Annotated in this window: 14 protein-coding genes; 8 read left to right on the top strand and 6 right to left on the bottom strand. The window is 71.0% G+C overall.

The features are described 5' to 3' along the window. Positions 1 to 100 precede the first annotated feature (100 nt). The 4 genes from ACIQBL_RS30130 (at position 101) to ACIQBL_RS30115 (ending at position 5628) form a co-directional block, all read left to right on the top strand. Positions 101 to 250, top strand: a complete 150-nt coding sequence (locus ACIQBL_RS30130) for a hypothetical protein (protein WP_401946750.1) — start codon at positions 101 to 103, stop codon at positions 248 to 250. 200 nt (positions 251 to 450) lie between these two features. Next, positions 451 to 2397, top strand: a complete 1947-nt coding sequence (locus tag ACIQBL_RS30125; RefSeq protein WP_401946747.1) for a B12-binding domain-containing radical SAM protein — start codon at positions 451 to 453, stop codon at positions 2395 to 2397. 11 nt (positions 2398 to 2408) lie between these two features. Continuing rightward, positions 2409 to 4946, top strand: coding sequence for a RiPP maturation radical SAM C-methyltransferase (locus ACIQBL_RS30120; RefSeq protein WP_401946744.1), 2538 nt, complete (start codon positions 2409 to 2411; stop codon positions 4944 to 4946). Between the two features lie 37 nt (positions 4947 to 4983). Then, complete coding sequence (locus tag ACIQBL_RS30115) at positions 4984 to 5628, top strand: class I SAM-dependent methyltransferase (RefSeq protein WP_401946742.1); 645 nt, start codon at positions 4984 to 4986, stop codon at positions 5626 to 5628. Positions 5629 to 6231: 603 nt separating this feature from the next. Here ACIQBL_RS30115 and ACIQBL_RS30110 read toward each other — a convergent pair. Next, positions 6232 to 6921, bottom strand: a complete 690-nt coding sequence (locus ACIQBL_RS30110) for a response regulator (protein WP_401946739.1) — start codon at positions 6919 to 6921, stop codon at positions 6232 to 6234. Further along, positions 6918 to 8582 (bottom strand): ATP-binding protein, encoded by a 1665-nt coding sequence (locus tag ACIQBL_RS30105; protein ID WP_401946736.1) that lies wholly within the window; start codon positions 8580 to 8582, stop codon positions 6918 to 6920. Before ACIQBL_RS30105 ends, ACIQBL_RS30110 begins: the two co-directional genes overlap by 4 nt. A 245-nt stretch (positions 8583 to 8827) precedes the next feature. Here ACIQBL_RS30105 and ACIQBL_RS30100 point away from each other — a divergent pair, with 245 nt between their 5' ends. The 4 genes from ACIQBL_RS30100 (at position 8828) to ACIQBL_RS30085 (ending at position 13635) form a co-directional block, all read left to right on the top strand. Continuing rightward, positions 8828 to 9688 (top strand): ABC transporter ATP-binding protein, encoded by an 861-nt coding sequence (locus ACIQBL_RS30100; protein ID WP_401946734.1) that lies wholly within the window; start codon positions 8828 to 8830, stop codon positions 9686 to 9688. After that, positions 9685 to 10563, top strand: a complete 879-nt coding sequence (locus ACIQBL_RS30095) for an ABC transporter permease (protein ID WP_401946731.1) — start codon at positions 9685 to 9687, stop codon at positions 10561 to 10563. The genes ACIQBL_RS30100 and ACIQBL_RS30095 overlap by 4 nt, the downstream gene beginning before the upstream one ends. 63 nt (positions 10564 to 10626) lie before the next feature. Further along, the gene (locus ACIQBL_RS30090; protein ID WP_401946729.1) at positions 10627 to 11715 is read left to right on the top strand and encodes an ABC transporter substrate-binding protein; all 1089 of its coding nucleotides are present in this window, start codon (positions 10627 to 10629) and stop codon (positions 11713 to 11715) included. Between the two features lie 183 nt (positions 11716 to 11898). After that, complete coding sequence (locus ACIQBL_RS30085) at positions 11899 to 13635, top strand: hypothetical protein (protein ID WP_401946727.1); 1737 nt, start codon at positions 11899 to 11901, stop codon at positions 13633 to 13635. Between the two features lie 97 nt (positions 13636 to 13732). On the opposite strand, the gene ACIQBL_RS30080 is transcribed toward ACIQBL_RS30085, so the two are convergent. Genes ACIQBL_RS30080 through ACIQBL_RS30065 form a run of 4 tightly spaced genes read right to left on the bottom strand, consistent with a single transcriptional unit; the run spans position 13733 to position 18736 of the window. Continuing rightward, the gene (locus ACIQBL_RS30080) at positions 13733 to 15295 is read right to left on the bottom strand and encodes an ABC transporter ATP-binding protein (RefSeq protein WP_401946725.1); all 1563 of its coding nucleotides are present in this window, start codon (positions 15293 to 15295) and stop codon (positions 13733 to 13735) included. Continuing rightward, on the bottom strand, positions 15292 to 16173 hold the full coding sequence (locus tag ACIQBL_RS30075) for an ABC transporter permease (RefSeq protein WP_401946722.1): 882 nt from the start codon (positions 16171 to 16173) through the stop codon (positions 15292 to 15294). The genes ACIQBL_RS30080 and ACIQBL_RS30075 overlap by 4 nt, the downstream gene beginning before the upstream one ends. After that, positions 16170 to 17195 (bottom strand): ABC transporter permease, encoded by a 1026-nt coding sequence (locus tag ACIQBL_RS30070; protein ID WP_401946719.1) that lies wholly within the window; start codon positions 17193 to 17195, stop codon positions 16170 to 16172. Before ACIQBL_RS30070 ends, ACIQBL_RS30075 begins: the two co-directional genes overlap by 4 nt. After that, entirely contained in the window at positions 17180 to 18736 is a 1557-nt protein-coding gene (locus tag ACIQBL_RS30065) for an ABC transporter substrate-binding protein (protein ID WP_401946716.1), read from the bottom strand. Before ACIQBL_RS30065 ends, ACIQBL_RS30070 begins: the two co-directional genes overlap by 16 nt. Positions 18737 to 18910: the final 174 nt, after the last annotated feature.

Below are 18910 nucleotides of genomic sequence, written 5' to 3'. Positions count from 1 at the left end.
CGCCACTTGACTGGCACATGCCATGACTGTGACCGTTCTCAATGTCTTGCATCCGGACTTGCGTTCCGCATTCCGGACTCCATCCCAGCCGGGAGGTCCGATGGAAATACAGGTCACCACCGAGTCCGACAGCGATCTCGGTGAACTGACCGTGATCGAGATGGATGAACTGCACGTCGGCGGATCCCCGACCGCCTACAGCTACGTCGCCAAGAACGCCGACCGCCCCTCCGGGACGCCGACGAGCTGACGCTCTCCCCACTCCCTTCGGGAAGGGGCTCACCGTGTGCGCGGACGGGTCCGCCCGGGCACCTGTGAGCCCCTGCACTCCCCGCGTCGCAACCGAGTCGTTCCACCCTCCGCGTCGCAACGGATCACTCTCCCTCCGAACCGGGCCTCGCCACGACACGCGCGAACGGTCACCCCACCATCCGGAGCAGGACGGAACGCATGGACCTGCTGTTGCTCTTTCCGCCGCTCGCGGAAGCCACCCTGTTCCCCTACCTGAGCCTGCCCTATCTCACCGGTCACGTCCGGCGGGCGGGTTACAGCGCCGCCCAGGCCGATCTGAATCTCGAACTGGTCCATCGCCTGCTCGACCGCCCGACGCTGGAGCAGCGGGCCGGCGCGCTGCACACGGCATCCACACTGCCCGCCTGGTACCGGGCGGCCACGGCCGACGTGTGCGCACAGCATCTGGACGAGATCAAGGACTTCGTACGGGAGAAGGTCCCCTCCCCCGGGCTCGGACCGGTGCGCGCGGTGCGGCTGGCACGGCAGGCCGCCCGGCTCCCCCTCGAGAACTCCCCCCTGTCACAGCTCTGGGACGACCTGCCGTCGCTGGACCGCGCGGTCCTCCGCCTGGCCGAACTGCCCCGGGAATCCCTGGACTTCGCGACGGGGACGCTCCACGACCTCCTGAAGGAGGCGCTCGACCGTTCCGCGCCGCGAGCGGTCGGCCTGTCCCTGGCCTTCTTCAGCCAGCTGCCGCCGGCGCTGCTCATCGCCCGGTGGATACGACGTCTTCGGCCCGGTACCCGCGTCTGCCTGGGCGGCCAGCAGGTCATGCTGCGGCACGACGAACTCGCCGCCATGGACTCGGTCCGCTCCAGCGTGGAGGCGCTGTGCACCACCGCGGGGGAAGAGCCCCTGGAACGGTGGCTGGCTCACCTCGCGGGTACCGCGCCGCGCTCCGGCGTACCGGGAATGCGCTGGCTCACCCCGTCCGGCGCCACGAGCCCCGCCCGACCGCCCACCCTGCGCTTCAGAGACCTCGGCGCTCCGGACTACGACGGCCTGAAGACACGTTCCTACCTCAACGACATCGTTGTTGTCTCCGTGGTGTCCTGTGTGGGCTGCTACTGGGGACGCTGCGTCTTCTGTTCCTACGGCAACCGGTCCCTCGAACGTGGCGCCTACCAGCAGGCCTCGCCCGAGCAGTTGGCGAGCACGATCCGGTCCGTCGTGACGAGCACGGGCATCGATTTCGTCACCGTCGTGGACGAGAACACGAACCTGCGACTGCTCGTCCAGGCTCTGCGCCTGGTGCGGGAGGACGGCCTACGGATCCGTTTCAACACGCGCAACCGGCTCGAACCGGTCCTCCTGGACACCGACTTCTGCCGGGAGCTGGCGGACCTGGGCTGTGAGGGCATGGCCATCGGTTACGAAGGAACATCGCAGCGCGTCCTGGACAAACTCGACAAGGGCGTACGCGCGGCCGACTTCCAGACCATCCTCGACAACCTCGCGGCGGTCGACATCCGGGTCAACTTCTCGGTGATGGGAGGGCTGCTGGACGAGACCGCTCAGGAAGCCGCCGCATCACTGGACTTCCTCGAACGCAACAGGGACAGGTTCTCCATCGACGTCCTGGAGCTCCTGGTCGTCGAACCCGGTACCCGCCTCGCCGCCGACCCCGAGCCGCACGGCGTGGTCCTCGGGGATTCCGCCTCGCTGGCGGACAACCGGGAACTCAACTATCTGGGCGGCAGAGTCGGCCGACCGCATGCGGTCCCCGGCGGAGCCGGGCGGGCGGAGGCACTGCGACGGCTGAGGAGAATCAGCCGTCCGGGATCCACCCCGCGCCCTCGGGCAGCCCCACCTCCCGCCACGGAACCGGGCCCGCCGACCGGGCCCGATGTCCTCTTCCCGCAGCCGTGGGTGCGGGTCGTTCCCGAACGTCTCCGCCCGGACCCCGGTTCCCTTCTTCTGGCCGACCTCGTCCGGGAGCAGATCTACTCCCTGCCCGACGACCACGTGGTGTGCGGCCCCGGACCGGAGGATCCGCTGATCGCCCTGAGTCCGCGGGGCAGGCATCTGCTCGACAGGCTCCGCGTCGTGGAAGCCGGTTCCGTCGGCCGGGATGCGACGTCGGCCCACCGTGAGTCCCGCTGAAGGAGCCCCGAGTGCACATCACGCTCATCAACATGCCCTGGGCGTCGATCGACTTCCCCTCCCTCGCCCTCGGCATACTCAAGCGCCGCGTCACGGACGAGTTCCCGGCCGACCGGGTCGACGTCGTCCACGCCAACCTCGACTATCTGGACTGGATCACCGAGCGCGTCGGACTGACCCGGGCGGAGTACGAGTTCTGCTGGAGTTCGTACTTCACCGGGTACAGCGAGTGGATCTTCTCGTCGGCTCTCTACGACGACCCGCACTGGCGCGACTCCGAGTTCGCCGATCTGGTCCTCGGCACGGTGCCCGAGGAGATGCTCGCCAAGGGCAGGGCGCTGCACGCTCTGGCACCCGAGTACGTGGCCGACCTGGTCGGCAGGGTCCTCGCCGACGGGCCGGACGTCGTCGCGTTCTCGACGACCTTCGCCCAGAACAGCGCTGTGCTGGCCGCGGCCCGGCTGGTGAAACACCTCGCCCCGCACGTCACGGTGGTGCTCGGCGGCGGGAACTGCGACGGGCCCCAGGGCGCCGCGCTGCACAGGGGATTCCCCTTCGTCGACTTCGTCTGCCGCGGTGAGGGCGAGGTCGCCTTCCCCCAACTCCTGGCCTGCGTCCGGGACTCGGCGGACCCCTCCGGTGTCCCCGGCCTGTGCTGGCGCGACGCCCAGGGGATATCGCACGCCAACCCGATGAGCGCGGCCCCGCTGCCACCGTCGGCGCTGGTCATGCCGGACTACACGGATTACTTCGAGCAGCACGCGGCGGCACGGGCCGGCTCCCTGGCCGAGCCCCATCTGGTGGTGGAGAGCTCGCGCGGCTGCTGGTGGGGCGAGAAGCACCACTGCACCTTCTGCGGTCTCAACGGCTCCTTCATGGAGTTCCGCAGCAAGAGTCCCGACCGGTTCGTGGACGAACTGATCGAGATGACCGAACGCCACCGCGTCCTCAATGTGGCCGTGGCGGACAACATCCTCGACATGACGTACCTGAGGTCGGCCGTCCCGAGGCTCGTCGAGGCGGGGTACGACCTGCGGATCAGCTACGAGATCAAGTCCAACATGCGCCGCGAACAGCTCGCGTCCCTCATCGAGGCCGGCGTCCACTACGTGCAGCCCGGCATCGAGAGCCTCAGCGGCCGGGTGCTGGGGCTGATGGACAAAGGGGTGACCGGCTGCCAGAACGTCCGCATGCTGCGCGACGCCCAGTCGGTCGGCCTGGGAGTCGTGTGGAACTACCTGTTCGGGTTCCCCGGCGAGACGGAGGAGGACTACGACCCCGTGATCCGCCAACTCCCCGCACTCCAGCACCTCACACCGCCGAGCGACGTCACACGCATCGCCATCGAACGCTTCAGCCCCTACTTCAACCGGCCGGAACTCGGTTTCGGCGAACTCCGGCCGGCGGCGCACTACGCGGTGATCTACGACCTTCCGGAACGGGACCTCCACGACATGGCGTACCTCTTCGACGCCGCGCACCGGGGGATCACGGCGGTCTGCGCCGAACGTCTCCAGAAGGCGGTGGACACCTGGCGCGGCTCGCACGCCCATGGCCGGCTGACCCAGTGCGACCTGGGTGACAGCGTCGTACTCACCAACACCCGGCCCGGCTTCGAGTGGCGGAGCCTGCGCGTCGAGGGCTGGGAGCTGTCCGCCTTCCGTCTGCTGGAGCACCCGCGCACACCCCGCGTGCTCACCGGGAAGCTGCGCGCGCAGGGCCATGCCGTCACCGACGAGGACGTGTCGCTGCTCATCGCCCGCTGGCACGCGCACGGGCTGCTGTTCGAGGACGGCGGAGCGATCGTCCACGTCGTACCCCTGGCCGCGAACCAGGATCTGATGCGCTGGGTCACCTCCGAGAACGCCCCCGCTCTGGTGCCCGCGCTGTTGAGCGACGACACGCCCGGGGATGCGCCCGGGGATGCGTCAGTACTGCGGTGCTGGCGCGAACGGGACGCGGAGGCCTGCGGGAGAAGCGGCATGCGGCTCGGCGACGTGCCGTACGAGCCGCTAGCCGCACGCACCCTGGCTCGGCTGACCGTGCTGGGCGCCCGGCACGTCGCCCTCCCCGCACCCGTGCTCCTGCCGCACGGCCGCGGTGCCGACGCGCGGCAGACGGTCCAGGCCCTCACTCACGTCAGGGAGCTGACGGGGCACGGCATATCGGTCGACTGGGAGGTCGACCTCGGCCCGGACATCGAGCGATGGCACCTGTTCAGCCATCTCCATCCCCCGCGCACCGTGGCGGGCCCCCAGGGAGACGCCATCGTCGGGCAATGGCGTGCCGCGTTCCACATGAACAAGTGCGGTTACCGCAGGGGCAGGGGATTCATCGAGATCAACGACCATCGGCACGGAACACTACGGCGCGTCGTCATGGCCGATCCGAACGAGGGGAAACTCTCCGCACTCCTCGCCGGCGCACCCGCCGACGGCTTCCGGCCGCAGGAGATCGACGCGTTCCTGAAGGCGGGTCTCGTGCACCGCGCGGGTTCCCTCCTGTGGTGGATGCCCTCGCGCATCCTTCGCTGGCCGGCGGTGGTGTGAGACAGCCGGACTACCGCACAGCGGAAGGCAGTTGTTCATGGACGACGCACAGGACGTGTCACCGTTGCGGTCCCTCACCGCACGGGAGTGGGACCACACCTACACCTCGTCGCCCGCCCACTGGGACGAGGAACCGCACCCCGTGCTGGGCGAACTCCTGGCGGCGTACGCCCCGCCTCCGCAACAGGTGCTGGATGTGGGCTGCGGCCTGGGCACCACCGCACGGTGGCTCGCCGAACGGGCCTACACCGTGACGGCCTGCGACTTCTCCGCACGGGCCATCGCCGAGGCACGCCGCCGCACCGCCCCGAAGACGGCTGTCCGGTACGAGGTCGCGGACATCACCGGGCCTGGCCCCCTGGATGCCTTCCCCGTGGTCCTGGACCGCGGCGTTCTGCACACCTGCCCGACCGATCGCGAGCGTCACGCGTTCGCGGCCGGGATGGCCCGCGTGTGCGGTCCCGGCGGTCTGTGGCTGCACGTCGGCGCCGCCGCCCCCGACCCGGAGTCGGCCCTCGACCAGACGAACGGACCCTCTTGGACGACCGCGGAGACCTTCCTGCGCGCGGTGTCCCCTTGGTTCACGGTCGTCCATCAGCGCATCGCCGACTTCGGCCGCCGGCCCGGCATCACGGACTGGCCCGCCCGGTACGCCGTACTGCGCCGACGGCCCGGAGGGTGACCCGCATGCCCAACGACCGTTTTGGGATCCCGCGCCCTTGGTGTCCGGTGTCCCGGGAGGTCCCGGAAGGCGTAGGGGCGCTGCCGACCTGCCAACAGTGGGTTCGTACGGTCTACATGGCCGTCTCGGCCGTCGGGCGCGTGGGGCTGACCGGGCACCAGCCGACCATGAGGGTCATGGACTGCGAAGCGTCCGCGCCGGGAAACGCTCGATCACGGCGACCGGCTTCTCCTCCGAGCCCGTCCTCGGCACTCCCCTGAAAGTGGCCAAGGAACCGTGGGGGGCCTGGGTGCCCGTGGACCAGGGCCGCTGGAACCGGCTGGGACGCGCGCTGTCCCCATTGATCCCGCTCGCCCTCGCAGCCCTGTTCGCCAAGACGACGACCTGTACGAGCTCGCCCAGGAGGTCCGTACGCAGGAAGCCGACCTGCGCACGGTCGCGCAGCGCCCGGAGTCCTGGCGCAGCGAGTGGCGCCGCCCGGGGTCCAGCGGCCGGAGCAGGCGGGAGACAGGGAGCAGGTGCTCGCCGACGGGCTCGGCTGGTGCCGGGGGTCCTTCTGGCCACGGGTGACGTCGAACATGCCCGGTGGGCCCGGCACCCGGCTCACCGGGCGATCCGGTAGCGGTGTTCGGGGCGGCCGGTGGCTCCGTAGCGGAGTTCGAGCCGGACCATGCCCTCCCGTACGAGGTAGGAGAGATACCGCTGGGCCGTGGCGCGGGAGACGCCGGTGAGTTCCGCGGCTTGGGCCGCGGACAGGGGGTCGTGGGTGGTGCGGAGGACCTGGTGCAGGAGGGCGAGGGTGGGTGCGGAGTGCCCCTTGGCCGGGACGCGGGGGACGGCCGGTGGACGGGCGGCGCTGAAGAGGGCGTCCACGTCGGCCTGGTCGGTGCGCGGGGCGAGGCCCAACGCGGCTACGCGGTGCTGGAGTTCGCGGTAGGCGGTGAGCCGTTCGGCCAGGTCGGCGGAGCCGAACGGCTTGACCAGGTAGCCCACGGCGCCGAGTTTCATGGCGGTCCGCACCGAGGTGATGTCCCGGTCGGCGGTGATCATGATGACGTCGGGGCGGGCGCCGCCCTCGTCCGAGCTGAGCCGCCGCAGCACGTCGAGTCCGCTGCCGTCGGGCAGGAAGACGTCGAGCAGCAGCAGGTCGGGCTGGAGGGTGCGCACCGCGTCCAGCGTCTCGGCCACGGTCGCCGCCCGGCCGACCACCTCGAAGTCCTCGATGCGGGACGCGTAGTCGCAGTGGATGTGACTGACCCGGAAGTCGTCGTCCACCACCAGGGTCCGGATCATCCTCGGTCACCTCCGGTCGTCGAGGCCGTCGTGAACTGTGCGTCGCGTGGCACGGGAGTGGCGTCCGGCAGGGGCAGTACGACGGTGAAGACCGCGCCCGGCCCCTCGCTGACCGTGATCGTCCCGCCGTCCCGCTGGGTGAGCCGGTGGACGAGGGCCAGGCCCAGCCCGCGCCGGGCGGTGCCCCGGTCGGGCCGGGTCGACCAGCCGTCCTCGAAGATCGACTCGGTGGCGCCCGGCGGGATCCCCGGGCCGCTGTCGGCAACCCGCACCATCACCAGGTCGACGGCCTCGACCAGCGAGAGCAGCACCTCCCGGCCACCCGCCGGGGGCGGTCCGCCGGAGGCCGCGTCGATCGCGTTGTCCAGCAGGTTGCCGACGATGGTCAGCAGCCGGCGCAGATGCGGCGGGTCCTCGCCGAGCGCGGAGTCCTCACTGAGCACGATCCGTACCCCGCGTTCCGCGGCCACCGTGGTCTTGGCGACGATCAGCCCCACGAGCAGCGCGTTGCCGATCCGTTCGCGTACGGACTCGGTCAGCGCCTGGTCGGCGCCGGCCGACTCCACGGCGTACGCGAAGGCGGCGTCGTGGTCGCCGATGTCCAGCAGCCCGGCCACGGTGTGCATGCGGTTGGTGAACTCGTGCTGCTGGGCCCGCAGGGCGTCGGTCAGCCCGCGCACCGAGTCCAGTTCGCGCAGCAGTCCGATCAGCTCGGTGCGGTCGCGCACGGTGACCACCGCGCCCAGTTCGCGGCCGTGCAACGTCACCGGCATCCGGTTGACGACCAGGCAGTGGTCGTCGGTCAGCACGTTGAGGTCGGTTCCGGACAGGCTGCCGTCCAGCGCGCGGCGCAGCCGCCCGTCGGGCAGCACCTCGTCGAGCCGGCTGCCGAGCGCCGTACCGAGGCCGAGCAGCGTGCGGGCCTCGTCGTTGACCACGGTGATCCGGCCGTCGGGAGCGAAGGCGAGCACACCCTCCCGGATGCCGTGCAGCATGGCCTCGCGATCCTGGAACAGTCCGGCGATCTCCTCCAGTTCCAGCCCGAAGGTCGACCGCTTCAGCCGCCTGGCCAGCAGGAACGCGGCGGCCGAGCCGAGTGCGACGGCGATCGCGCTGTACAGGCCGAACGTGGGCAGCTCCCGCCACAGCTCGCCGAGCACATCGTGTTCCGGGATGCCAGCCGAGACCTCGCCGACCAGCTTGCCCGTAGGCCCCTTCAGCGGAGCCTTGCCGTTGGCGGACCGCCCGGTCGCGCCCTGGTCGGAGCCGACGTGGGGACGGCCGTCGAGGACCACGATCGGATCGCCCACCGGCTCGCCGATCAGCGCCGGGTCGGGGTGCGAGTGGCGGACGCCGCGCAGGTCGATCACAACCACGTACGACGCCCCCGACGCCTTCCGGATGCGTTCGGCGACCGTCTGCACGACGTCGCCGCCACCGCCGTACTCCATGGCGTGCCGGATCTGCGGGTCGGCGGCCGTGGTCTGCGCGATGTCCAGCGCCCGCTGTTCGTAGGCACGGTCGATCTCGGCCCGCTGGGCGAACGCGAACAGGACGAAGCCGATGGCGCCGGTGAGGGCCAGGATGGCGAGCTGGTTGGCCAGGATCCGCGCGGAGAGCCTCCCCTTCCCGCCGCGGCCGATCCTGATTCGGAGGGGCATCACAGGTGCCTTCGCCCTTGTCGTACGGCCGGGCCCGGCCCCTTCGCCGTACCCGTGGTGGCGTGATTGTGTCCCACCGCGGACATTCTGCCCAGCCCCCGAACCGCTGAGCAGAATGCGCAGAACCCCTGTTAACACGACTAACGCGGGATACGTCTGAAACAGCGACGTAACACCGCGCGGCCTCTAGCGTCTGCCTTCCTCGACCTCCGAGGACCTCCGAGAAGGGAAGGAGACAGCCTCAGATGGCTTCGCGAAACGACGTCGCGACGGGCCCCGTCGCCGAGACGACCGGCCAGGACAGCGCCCGAGTCGAGATCTCAGGGCTCACCAAACGTTTTCTGACTCCCGCGGGTGAGGTGTTCACGGCACTGAAGGACGTCTCGTTCACCGTGGAGCCGGGCCAGTTCTGCGCGGTGGTCGGCCCGACCGGCTGCGGCAAGTCGACGACACTGAGCATGGTGTCCGGGCTCGACCGGCCCAGCGAGGGCTCGGTCAAGGTCGGCGGCCGTGAGGTGGAGGGCGTCACCGACGGCGTCAGCTTCATGTTCCAGACCGACGCGCTGCTGCCCTGGAAGACGGTCCTCGGCAACGTCCTGATGGGCCCCGTCTTCCGCAGGGTGCCCAAGCAGCAGGCCCACGCCTCGGCACGCGACTGGCTGCGCCGGGTGGGTCTGACGGGATTCGAGGACCGCTACCCGCACCAGCTCTCCGGCGGTATGCGCAAGCGGGTGGCGATGGCCGCGGCACTGATCAACGAACCCAGGATCCTGATCATGGACGAGCCGTTCGGCGCCCTGGACGTGCAGACCAAGGCGATCATGTCGACCGAACTCCTCGGCCTGTGGGAGCAGATCCGTCCGTCGGTCATCTTCATCACCCATGACCTCGACGAGGCCGTGGCGCTCGCCGACCGGGTCGTCGTCATGACGTCCAGCCCCGGCTCGGTCAAGGCGGTCTTCGACATCGACCTGCCGCGCCCGCGCGGCGCGGTCCAGGAGATCCGCTTCCAACCCCGCTTCATCGAACTCCAGCACCAGATCTGGGACTGCCTGCGGGAAGAGGTGGAGCGCGCCTACGCACGCACCGCAGGAGGTACGGCATGAGTACGACGTCCGCTGTTTCCACCGCTCAGGCCGCGAAAGGCTCCCAGGTCTCGGCCGCTGCCGCCGCCAGGAGCGCCGTCCGGCGGCGCACCGCGCTGGTGTGGGCGGGCCGCGTCGGCCTCGCGGTCTTCGTCCTCGGTGGCTGGCAGGCCTTCACCACCTGGGGGATCGTCGACCCGTTCTTCTTCGGGCAGCCGTCCGGCATCGCCAAGCGGCTGGTCGACCTCTTCCGGCACGGCACCGAGTTCGGGTCGTTCTACTCGAACATCTGGACAACGATCCAGGAGGCGCTCGTCGGCTTCGTCCTCGGGGCCGTCACCGGAGTGGTCTTCGGCGTCGCGCTCGGCCAGAGCCGCTTCCTCGCCGATGTGCTCGGCCCCTACATCAAGATGGTCAACGCGATCCCGCGGATCGTCCTCGGCTCGATCTTCATCGTCGCGTTCGGCATCGGCGTGCTGCCGAAGATCCTGCTCGCCGCGGTGCTGGTGTTCTTCATCGTCTTCTTCAACGCCTTCCAGGGCGTCCGCGAGGTCGACCGCAACATCCTCGCCAACACCCGGGTCCTCGGCGCCTCGCAGCTGCAGATCATCCGGCACGTGACCGTGCCCTCCGCACTCACCTGGATCATCGCCAGCCTGCACAGCGCCTTCGGCTTCGCCATCGTCGGCGCCCTGGTCGGCGAGGTACTCGGCGCGCAGAGCGGCCTCGGCCTGGTCATCAAGACCGCGCAGAACAACTTCGACCCCAACGGCGTGTTCGCCACGATGCTCGTGATCTCGGTCATCGTGCTCGGCGCCGAGTGGCTGATCGGCAAGCTCGAACACCGGCTGCTGTCCTGGCGCCCGCCGGCCCCGACCGAGGCGAACTCCCTCTGACACCGAGGCGGTTACCCCCCTCTTCGTCCCAACACCCTCATCAGCAAAGGATTGTGATCAGCCATGTCCAGACGACCCGTCGCCGTCGCCGCGTCCGTCCTGACCGTTCTCGCCCTCGGCGCGACCAGCGCCTGTTCCGGCAACTCCTCGGCCTCGACCGGCGGTTCGGGCTCCACGCCGACCGTCAAGCTCATGGCCGGCGGCCTCGACAAGCAGATCTACCTGCCCTACCAGCTCGCCCAGCAGCTCGGTTTCTACAAGAAGTACGGCGTCAACGTGCAGTTGAGCACCGAGCAGGACGGCGGTGTGGGCGCCGAGGAAGCCATGGCCTCGGGGCAGGTGGACATGGCGGGCGCCTGGTACAACCACACGATCGAGTTCCAGGCGAAGGGCAAGGCCGTCGAGGACGTCGTCCAGCTCTCCGGCGCACCGGGCGAGCGCGAGATGTGCACCGCCAAGTCGGGGGTCCACTCGGCCGCCGACTTCAAGGGCAAGACCCTCGGCGTCACCGACCTGGGGTCGGGCACAGACACCCTCACCCAGTTCCTGGCCGCCAAGCAGGGCGTCAAGACCAGCCAGTTCCACCGGATCGGGGTCGGCGCGGGCTCCACCGCCATCGCCGCGCTGCAGAACGGCAAGGTCGACTGCGTGATGACGACGCAGCCGACGGTGGCCGCGATCCAGAAGAAGGGCGTCGGTGCCTCCGCGATCGACCTGGCCACCACCTCCGGCGCCACGGCGGCGATGGGCGGTGCCTATCCCGCCGCCAGTGTGCTCGCCCGCACCGACTGGGTGAGCGGGCACAAGGACACGGTGCAGAAGGTCGTCGACGCGCTCGTCGCCACCATGCACTGGATCAACACGCACAGCGCGGCCGACATCGCGAACAAGCTGCCTGCGTCGTTCGTGTCGAACCAGTTGGTGACCAAGGCCGACTACATCGCGGCCCTGAACGAGGACAAGGGCCAGTTCCTCCCGGACGGTCTCATGCCGGCCGGCGGCCCGAAGACCTCTCTGGCGACGGAGAAGCTGGTCGGCAACGTGAAGGGGTCGGTGGACCTGAGCAAGACGTTCACCAACGACTTCGCCGTCCAGGCCAACAAGACCGAGGGCTTCAAGACGACCACGACCCCGGCCGGGCCGAACGGCTGAGCCCGCGCCATTGCCGAGGCCGCCCAGCCGATCGCCGGCTGGGCGGCCGTCCGGCGCGTGGCGGAGCCGACCGTTCTTGAACGCCGGACCACATTCTTATGACGCTCTCACCTCATCCGGCCGAACTTGGCGCGCGCATCTCACCTCTACATGATGTAGTAGCTGAGTATGGAGAAGGTGGACATGGCCGCCCATACCGCCGACGCGGGAGCGCGGCGGCGCTACACGCCCCCGGCCGCTGCGGGCCGGCCGCGGGCTTCCGGTGACGCGGACAGCCCCCAGCAGTGGCACCGGGGCATGACGCTGATCGGCACGATCAGCCTGTTCATCGGCACCCGCTCGGCCTGGACGCAGGCGATGCTCTCCCATCCACTCGTCGCCGCGGTCATCTCCGTCTGTTACGCCGGGATCCTCGTGTGCGGGGTACTCGCACTGGTCGTACGCAGCCGCCGGGCCCTGGTCCGGGTGGACGCCGGAGTTCTCGTCCTCGCGGTGGCCCTGGTGCTCTGCGCCTACTGGCTGAACCACACCGGCACCGACGAGGGCGTCCTGACCGCGCAGGCCGCGGACCAGATCACGCACGGCCGCCCCGTCTACGGACAGCCCTGGCCCTGGCTGTTCGGCACGTCCCATTCCGGCCTGACCAAGACGATGTCCGGCTCGGCGGACTACACGTACGGCTATCCACCGCTGACCGCCCTGCTCGCCGCACCGGTCCACGCCCTCCTGCACACGTCGGCATCCGCCACCCTGGTCACCACGGGGGCGCTGATCGCCGGAACGGTCACGCTGTGGCTGCTGCTGCCCGCCCCCTGGCGGTCGGCGGCCACGGCCGTGTGCCTCGGCTTCGGCCTCCTCCCCGGCTACGCCCGCTCCGGCTACCCGGCGATCGTCGCCCTGGCCCTGCTGATCCCGGTGACGGTCCACTGGCCGACCACGGGAGCGGGCGGACGCCTCGGACGGAGCGGGGTGCTGCGGGCCGTCTGCCTCGGTGCCGCCTGCGCCGCCCAGCAACTGGCCTGGTTCTTCGCCCCGTTCCTGCTGATCGGCCTGTACGCGGTACGGCGCGGCGAACTCGGGGCCCGTCCCGCGGCGGCCGTGCTGGCCCGGTTCGCCGGGGTCACGGCCCTGACGTGGGCCGCCGTCAACGCCTACTTCGCCGCGCAGGGCTTCTCCGCCTGGCTGCACGGACTGCTGCTCCCGATCACCCAGAAGGCGATCCTGCACGGGCAGGGCCTGATGGGCATCTCCTACTACTTCACCAACGGCAGCAGCCGCCTCGACTACTACTCCTACGCCGGCGAGCTGCTCCTCGCCGGCCTGCTCGCCGCGACCCTGCTGTTCGTCCGGCGCCTGGGAACGGCGCTGACCGTCCTGCCCTGGCTGTCCTTCTACCTCGCCACCCGCTCCCAGGACGGCTACTTCCTGATGATGACCCCGCTGTGGCTGGCCGCCGCCGCGACAGTCCCCTCCTCAGCCCTGGCCCACGCCTGGCAGCCCCGCATCCCCCGCCTCACCGGCCGCCCCGCCAAGGCCGCCGTGGCGACGGCGCTGGTGACCCCGGCACTGCTGTGCGCCTGCGTCGCCGCCGCCAGCCCGCCGCCCCTGCGCATGGCACTCACCCCTCACCTCACCGGCCGGTCCCATCCCGCCGTCACCTCCGTCACGGTGCGGGCGGCCAACACCACCGGCACCGCCCTCACCCCGCACTTCGCCAGCCGCGTCGGCCAGGGCGCCTCCGGCTGGTGGACCATCACCTCGGGCCCCGCCACCCTCGCCCCGCACACCACGGCCGTGTACGTCGTACGGCCGGCCGACGGCCACCGCGCCCTGCCCGGCGGGCATCAGCGCATGTACCTCATCGCCGTCACCGGAACGCCCATGACGATCAGCACCGCCCGCATCGAGGCCGCCTCGTAGCTCCCGAGCCGGTGAGGGGCAGCCGAACGGAGAATTCGGCGCAGGCCGGGAAGGCGGCGATCCCCGGACGATCGCGGGGCAGCGCCACTCCCCCGGTTCAGGGCATCGCCACGGGCGCCGTCAGGCCGAGCAGTTCCCGAGTCGCCGTGTGCTGCGGAGCGGCGAAGACCTCGGTGGTGCGGCCGGACTCCACGACACGGCCCGCTTCCAGCACCGTGACGGTGTCGGTGCGGGCGGCGATGAGGGGCAGGTCGTGGCTGATCAGGACGAGGGTGGTGCCGTGCCGCTCGCGCAGGCCGGCCAGAAGGTCCATGATCGCTCCTCCGGTGGCGGGATCGAGCGCGGACGTGATCTCGTCGCACATCAGGACGTCGGGCTCGGCCGCCAGGGCCCGTGCGATGGCGACCCGCTGGCGCTGTCCACCGGACAGTTCGTGCGGATATCGGTCGGCGAACTCCGGTGGCAGGCCGACCTGTTCGAGGAGGCCGGCCACCCGGTCGGGGATGTCGCGCGAGGGATGGCGGCGGTGCAGACGCATCGGCCTGCCGACCGCGGCCCCGACGGTCCGGCTCGGGTTGAGCGCGCCGAGCGGGTTCTGCGTCACGAGTTGGAGCCGGCGCCGCTGTTCCCGGTCGCGTCCGCGCAGACCGCTGCCGAGTGACGTGCCGTCGAGGAGGACCGTGCCGGCGGTGACCGGTTGCAGTCCGACGATGGCGCGGACCAGGGTGGTCTTGCCGGAACCGGAGGCCCCGACGATGCCCGCCGAGGCACCCGGCGCGACACTCAGGCCGACTCCGTCCACGGCGGAGGAGCCGGTCCCGCGCCGGCCGAAGGTCACCCGGATGTCGCGCGCCTCGAGGACGGGTACGGCCGTGCCGCGGGGTGGTTCGGTCCTGCCCGGGGTGCGGGTGCCGGCGCGTTTCCCCTGGCGCCTACCGGCGGAGGGGAGGGAGGCTCCGAGTTCCACGACGTCGTCCGCGATCCGCTCGACGAGATGGTGGTCGTGGCAGGAGACCGCGATCGCCAGGTGGTGTTCCTCGGCGAAGTGGCGGAGCAACTCGCCTATCTCGTCCCGGAGTTCCGGGTGCAGTCCGGCGGTCGGCTCGTCGAGGAGGAGCACGCGGGGGCGGCGGGCCAGGGCGCGGGCCAGGGCGACGCGGCGCTGTTGTCCGCCGGACAGGGCGGTGGGCCGGCGTGCGGCGAGCCGGTCGTCGTCCGGCAGCCGGACCTCGGCGAGGAGGGCGGCCACCGCCTTGCCGCCGCGGTCGGCCGCGAGTTCACGGACGAGGCCGCGGACCCGCATCCGCGGGTTGAGGCCGGAGCCGGGGTCCTGTCCCACATAGGCGAGGCGGTGGCGGCGCAGAGTGCGCAACTCCCGTTCGGGAAGGGCGAACACGTCGTGGCCGAGGACCTCGACGCGGCCGGCGGTGCGCGTGGTGCCCGGCGGGAGCAGTGCGGTGACCGCCCGCAGCAGGGTGGTCTTGCCGGCGCCGGAAGGGCCGGTCAGGGCGACCAGGCGGCCGGGGCGCAGGGTGAGGCACGCGCCGTCGAGCAGCGGGCGGCCGTCGGGCGCGGTCACGGTGAGGTCGGTGACCTGCACGGCGGGACGGGTGTTGTCGGGTGCGTGGGTGTCGGGGGTCCGGTCGGTGGTGTGGGTCACCGGACGTTCACCGCCTTCCGGCCGGTCTGTGGGGCGAGGGCCGTCGCGGCGAGGTTGACGCTCAGGGCGAGCAGGCCGACGACGGCGCTGGGGGCGATGACGGCCCACGGGTTGAGCATCAGGCCGGGCGAGTTCTCACGGATCATCAACGCCCAGTCGGCTGCGGGAGGTTGCGGGCCCACCTGCAGGAACCCGGCAGTGGAGACGACGTACACGGCCTCGACGAACCGCAGACCGAACAGGGCGAGCAGGGTGGCCCGCAGATTGGGCAGGACCTCGCGGACGACGAGGACCCACAGCCGTTCGCCGCCCGCCGCGGCGGCTTCGACATAGCCGGTGGCGGCGACGGTCGCCGCCGCGTTCGCCGCGAGCCGGACCGCGTACGGCACACCCAGGACGACCGCCGCGAGGACGACCGCGAACCTGCCGCCGCCGGGCCAGGACAGCGCCACGAGCATGATGCCCAGTACGGCGGGCAGCAGGATCAGCACGTCGGCGACGCGTTCCATGATCCGGCCGGCCCGCGGGCGCAGGGCCCCGACAGCGCCGAGCACGGCCGCGGTGCCGGTGACGACGACGGCGATCAGCAGCGCGGACAGCACGAGTTGGCGACCGCCGGCCAGCAGTCTGCTCAGCACGTCCCGGCCGAGCTGATCGCCGCCGAGGAGCGCACCGGAGCCGGGCTCCGCGAACGGCGCGGTGACCGGGTCGGTCACGGAATGCGGGGCGATCCACGGCCCGGCCAGGGCGAGGCAGACCAGCAGCAGCGCGGGCAGCAGGCGCAGGAGGGTGGCGCGGGCACGGGAGCCCGTGCGGGCCCGAGCAGCCTTGCCGGAAGGGCCCTTGCCCCGCACCGGCTGTCCGGCGAGCGAGGTCATCGGCCGTCTCCCGTCACGATGTCCCGGACCAGGTCCGCGAGCAGCAGCACACAGCTGATGACCGCGCCGGCCAGGGCCGTCACCCCGGCGATCACAGGGGTGTCGCGGTCGGCGACGGCGGACGCCAGCACGGCTCCCACGCCCGGGTAGTTGAAGATGGTCTCCACGACGACGGCGCCGCCCAGCAGCACCCCGGACGACGTGGCGAGTCCGGTGGCGATGGTCGGCAGGGCGCCCGGCAGGACGTGCCGGGTCAGCACGCGCAGCGGCGGCAGACCGTCCACGACCGCGGTCTCCACGTGCGGGGCGCGGGCCTCGTCGGCGAGGGCGGCGCGCACGATGCGGGTGTTCCAGCCGGTCTGCGGCACCGTCAGGGCGAGGACGGGAAGGATCAGCATGGTCCAGGAGGAGGGGGTTCCGTCGGCGTCGGTGAGGGTGACCGCGGGCAGCCAGCCGGTCCACAGGGACAGGACGAGGACGAGGACGACGGCGACCACGAACTCGGGGACGGCGAAGACGGCCGTGGAGGTCACCGAGACGAGCCGGTCCAGCCGGCCTCCGGGCCGCAGCGCCGCCCAGCAGCCCAGGGCGAGCGAGAGGACGGCGGTGAGCAGCAGCGCGGCCCCGCCGAGCAGCAGGGTGTTGGGGAAGGCGGTGGACACGAGGTCGCTGACGCGTTCGCCGTGTGCGGAGGTGCCGAGGTCTCCGGTGGGCAGGCCGGACATCCAGTCCCAGAAGCGTTCCAGGACCGGTCTGTCCAGGCCGAGCAGTGCCCGCCGCCGGGCCAGGTCGGCCGCGGTCTCGCCGCGTTCGGAGGTGGCGTGCGCGGCGTCCCCGGGCAGCAGTTCGACGCCGATGAAGACCAGCGCGAGGAGGGCGGCCAGCAGCACGGCCCGTTTCAGCAGTACCAGGCCGATCCGGCGGAGCACGGCGGCGAGGGCGTACCGAACCGGCCGGTCCCGCTCCCCTGTGGGGTCGGGGCCGGCCGACGCGGCGGTCATGGAGGTCAACTCGCCAGCCATGCCTTTTCGATCTGGACCCGGCCGTAGCCGGGCAGTGCCGGCAGCCCGCGCACCTTGGCCCCGGCGAGATCGATGCCGTCGGCCATGCCCCACAGCAGATAGCCGGAGCTGTCGTACTCGATCTGCTGGAGTTGTCCCAGGAGTCGGGTGCGCTGGGCGTCGTCGGCGGTGCCGATGGCCTTCTGGTAGGCGGCGTCGAACTCCGGCGACTTCCAGCCGGCCTCGTTCTGGCCGCTGTCGGAGACCATGGTCTTGCTGGCGAAGAAGACCACGGAGTCGTTGGTACCCCAGTAGGTGGTGTAGAGGTCGCCCTTGAGCCAGGTCCTGTCCCAGAAGACGGAGGACTCCTGCTTGACGACCTTCACCTTGACGCCGGCCTCGCGGACCTGGGAGGCGAAGAGGGTGGCCGACTCGGCGAGGCCGGATATGTCCTCGGTGGTGAGCAGTTCGTACGTCCTGGAGGTGTCGAAGCCGGCCTCCGCGAGGAGCTTCTTCGCCCGGGCGAGGTCGCGGGCGCGCTGCGGGATGCTCTTGTCGTAGGCGGGGTCGCCGGTGCCGAGGATGTCGTTGGCGACGGTGCCGTAGCCCGAGAGGACCTGTTCGATCATGGCCTTGCGGTCGACGGCCAGCCGCAGGGCCTCGCGGACCCGGGGGTCGGCGAAGGGGCCGTCGGCGGTACGCATGACGATCGGCATCGCCATGTCGTTGGGCCGGCGCACGGTCTGGACGTCCTTGCGCGCCTCGGCGGTTCGGGCCGCGACGGCACCGACGTTGGACGCCAGGTCGATCTGCCCGGCCAGCAGCGCGTTGGACATGGCCTGCGGGCTCTCGAAGATCTTCACCTCGATGGCGTCGAGGTACACGTCGCCGCCGTACCAGTCGTCGTTGCGGACCAGCCGGGCGTTGCCGGCGCGGAACCAGTCGAGCTTGAAGGGACCCGTGCCGGGGGCCTTCGCGATGTCCTTGTCGGCCGTGCCGGCGGGGACGACGAAGGTGGTCAGGCGGGTGAGCAGGGGGAGTTCGGCGTTGGCGTAGTCGGAGACGAGGACGACGGTGCCGGTGCCTTCGGCGCTGATGTTCTTCGCCTGGATGCCGGGCAGACGCGAGGCGCCGGAGGGGGTGGCGCGCAGGCGCTTGAGGGAGAAGACGACGTCCTTCGCGGTCACCGGGGAGCCGTCGTGGAAGGTCGCTCCCTCGGCGATCCTGAACTTCCAGGTCTTCAGGTCCGCGGACGGCTCCCAGCTCGTGGCCAGCCGGGGCGCGGTGTTCGGCTTCGCGCCGGGCACCGTGAGGGTGTCGTACACGAGGCTGAGGATGAGGTAGTCGCTCTCGTTGGCCTGGGTGCCGTGCGGATCACGGGTGATGGCGGCGGCGTGGCCGAGGGCGCCGACACGGAGCGTGCCCCCCTTGCGCGGCTTGGCCGAACCGCCGGTGGCGGACCCGGCCGGCTCGGCGTCGTTGCCGCCGCCGCAGGCGGCCAGCAGGGCGGCGGCTCCCGCGGCGCCTCCGGTCCACAGGAGTTGACGTCTGGTCAGGTCCACTTCGTCCTCGATTTCACAGGTGACTCGAATGCTTAGGTTTGCCTACCCTAAATCACGCCCCGCACACAAGAGGGCGGGCAGGGTGACGTAGATCAAGTTAGGCAAGCCTTGCCTACTTCCTGTGTTCTGGCTATGTTTCCGACGGCTACCGGGCTCCGCTCGTCGGAGGCCCAC

It is taken from the genome of Streptomyces sp. NPDC088350 (genome assembly GCF_044753545.1).
Taxonomy (GTDB): Bacteria; Actinomycetota; Actinomycetes; order Streptomycetales; family Streptomycetaceae; genus Streptomyces.
This window is presented reverse-complemented; position numbering and strand designations above follow the sequence as displayed.

Bases quoted from the DNA above. Each gene is read 5' to 3' on its own strand.
- ACIQBL_RS30130 (WP_401946750.1), top strand. From the start codon at position 101: ATGGAAATACAGGTCACCACCGAGTCCGACAGCGATCTCGGTGAACTG.
- ACIQBL_RS30125 (WP_401946747.1), top strand. From the start codon at position 451: ATGGACCTGCTGTTGCTCTTTCCGCCGCTCGCGGAAGCCACCCTGTTC.
- ACIQBL_RS30115 (WP_401946742.1), top strand. From the start codon at position 4,984: ATGGACGACGCACAGGACGTGTCACCGTTGCGGTCCCTCACCGCACGG.
- ACIQBL_RS30110 (WP_401946739.1), bottom strand. From the start codon at position 6,921: ATGATCCGGACCCTGGTGGTGGACGACGACTTCCGGGTCAGTCACATC.
- ACIQBL_RS30105 (WP_401946736.1), bottom strand. From the start codon at position 8,582: ATGCCCCTCCGAATCAGGATCGGCCGCGGCGGGAAGGGGAGGCTCTCC.
- ACIQBL_RS30100 (WP_401946734.1), top strand. From the start codon at position 8,828: ATGGCTTCGCGAAACGACGTCGCGACGGGCCCCGTCGCCGAGACGACC.
- ACIQBL_RS30095 (WP_401946731.1), top strand. From the start codon at position 9,685: ATGAGTACGACGTCCGCTGTTTCCACCGCTCAGGCCGCGAAAGGCTCC.
- ACIQBL_RS30090 (WP_401946729.1), top strand. From the start codon at position 10,627: ATGTCCAGACGACCCGTCGCCGTCGCCGCGTCCGTCCTGACCGTTCTC.
- ACIQBL_RS30085 (WP_401946727.1), top strand. From the start codon at position 11,899: ATGGCCGCCCATACCGCCGACGCGGGAGCGCGGCGGCGCTACACGCCC.
- ACIQBL_RS30075 (WP_401946722.1), bottom strand. From the start codon at position 16,173: ATGACCTCGCTCGCCGGACAGCCGGTGCGGGGCAAGGGCCCTTCCGGC.
- ACIQBL_RS30070 (WP_401946719.1), bottom strand. From the start codon at position 17,195: ATGGCTGGCGAGTTGACCTCCATGACCGCCGCGTCGGCCGGCCCCGAC.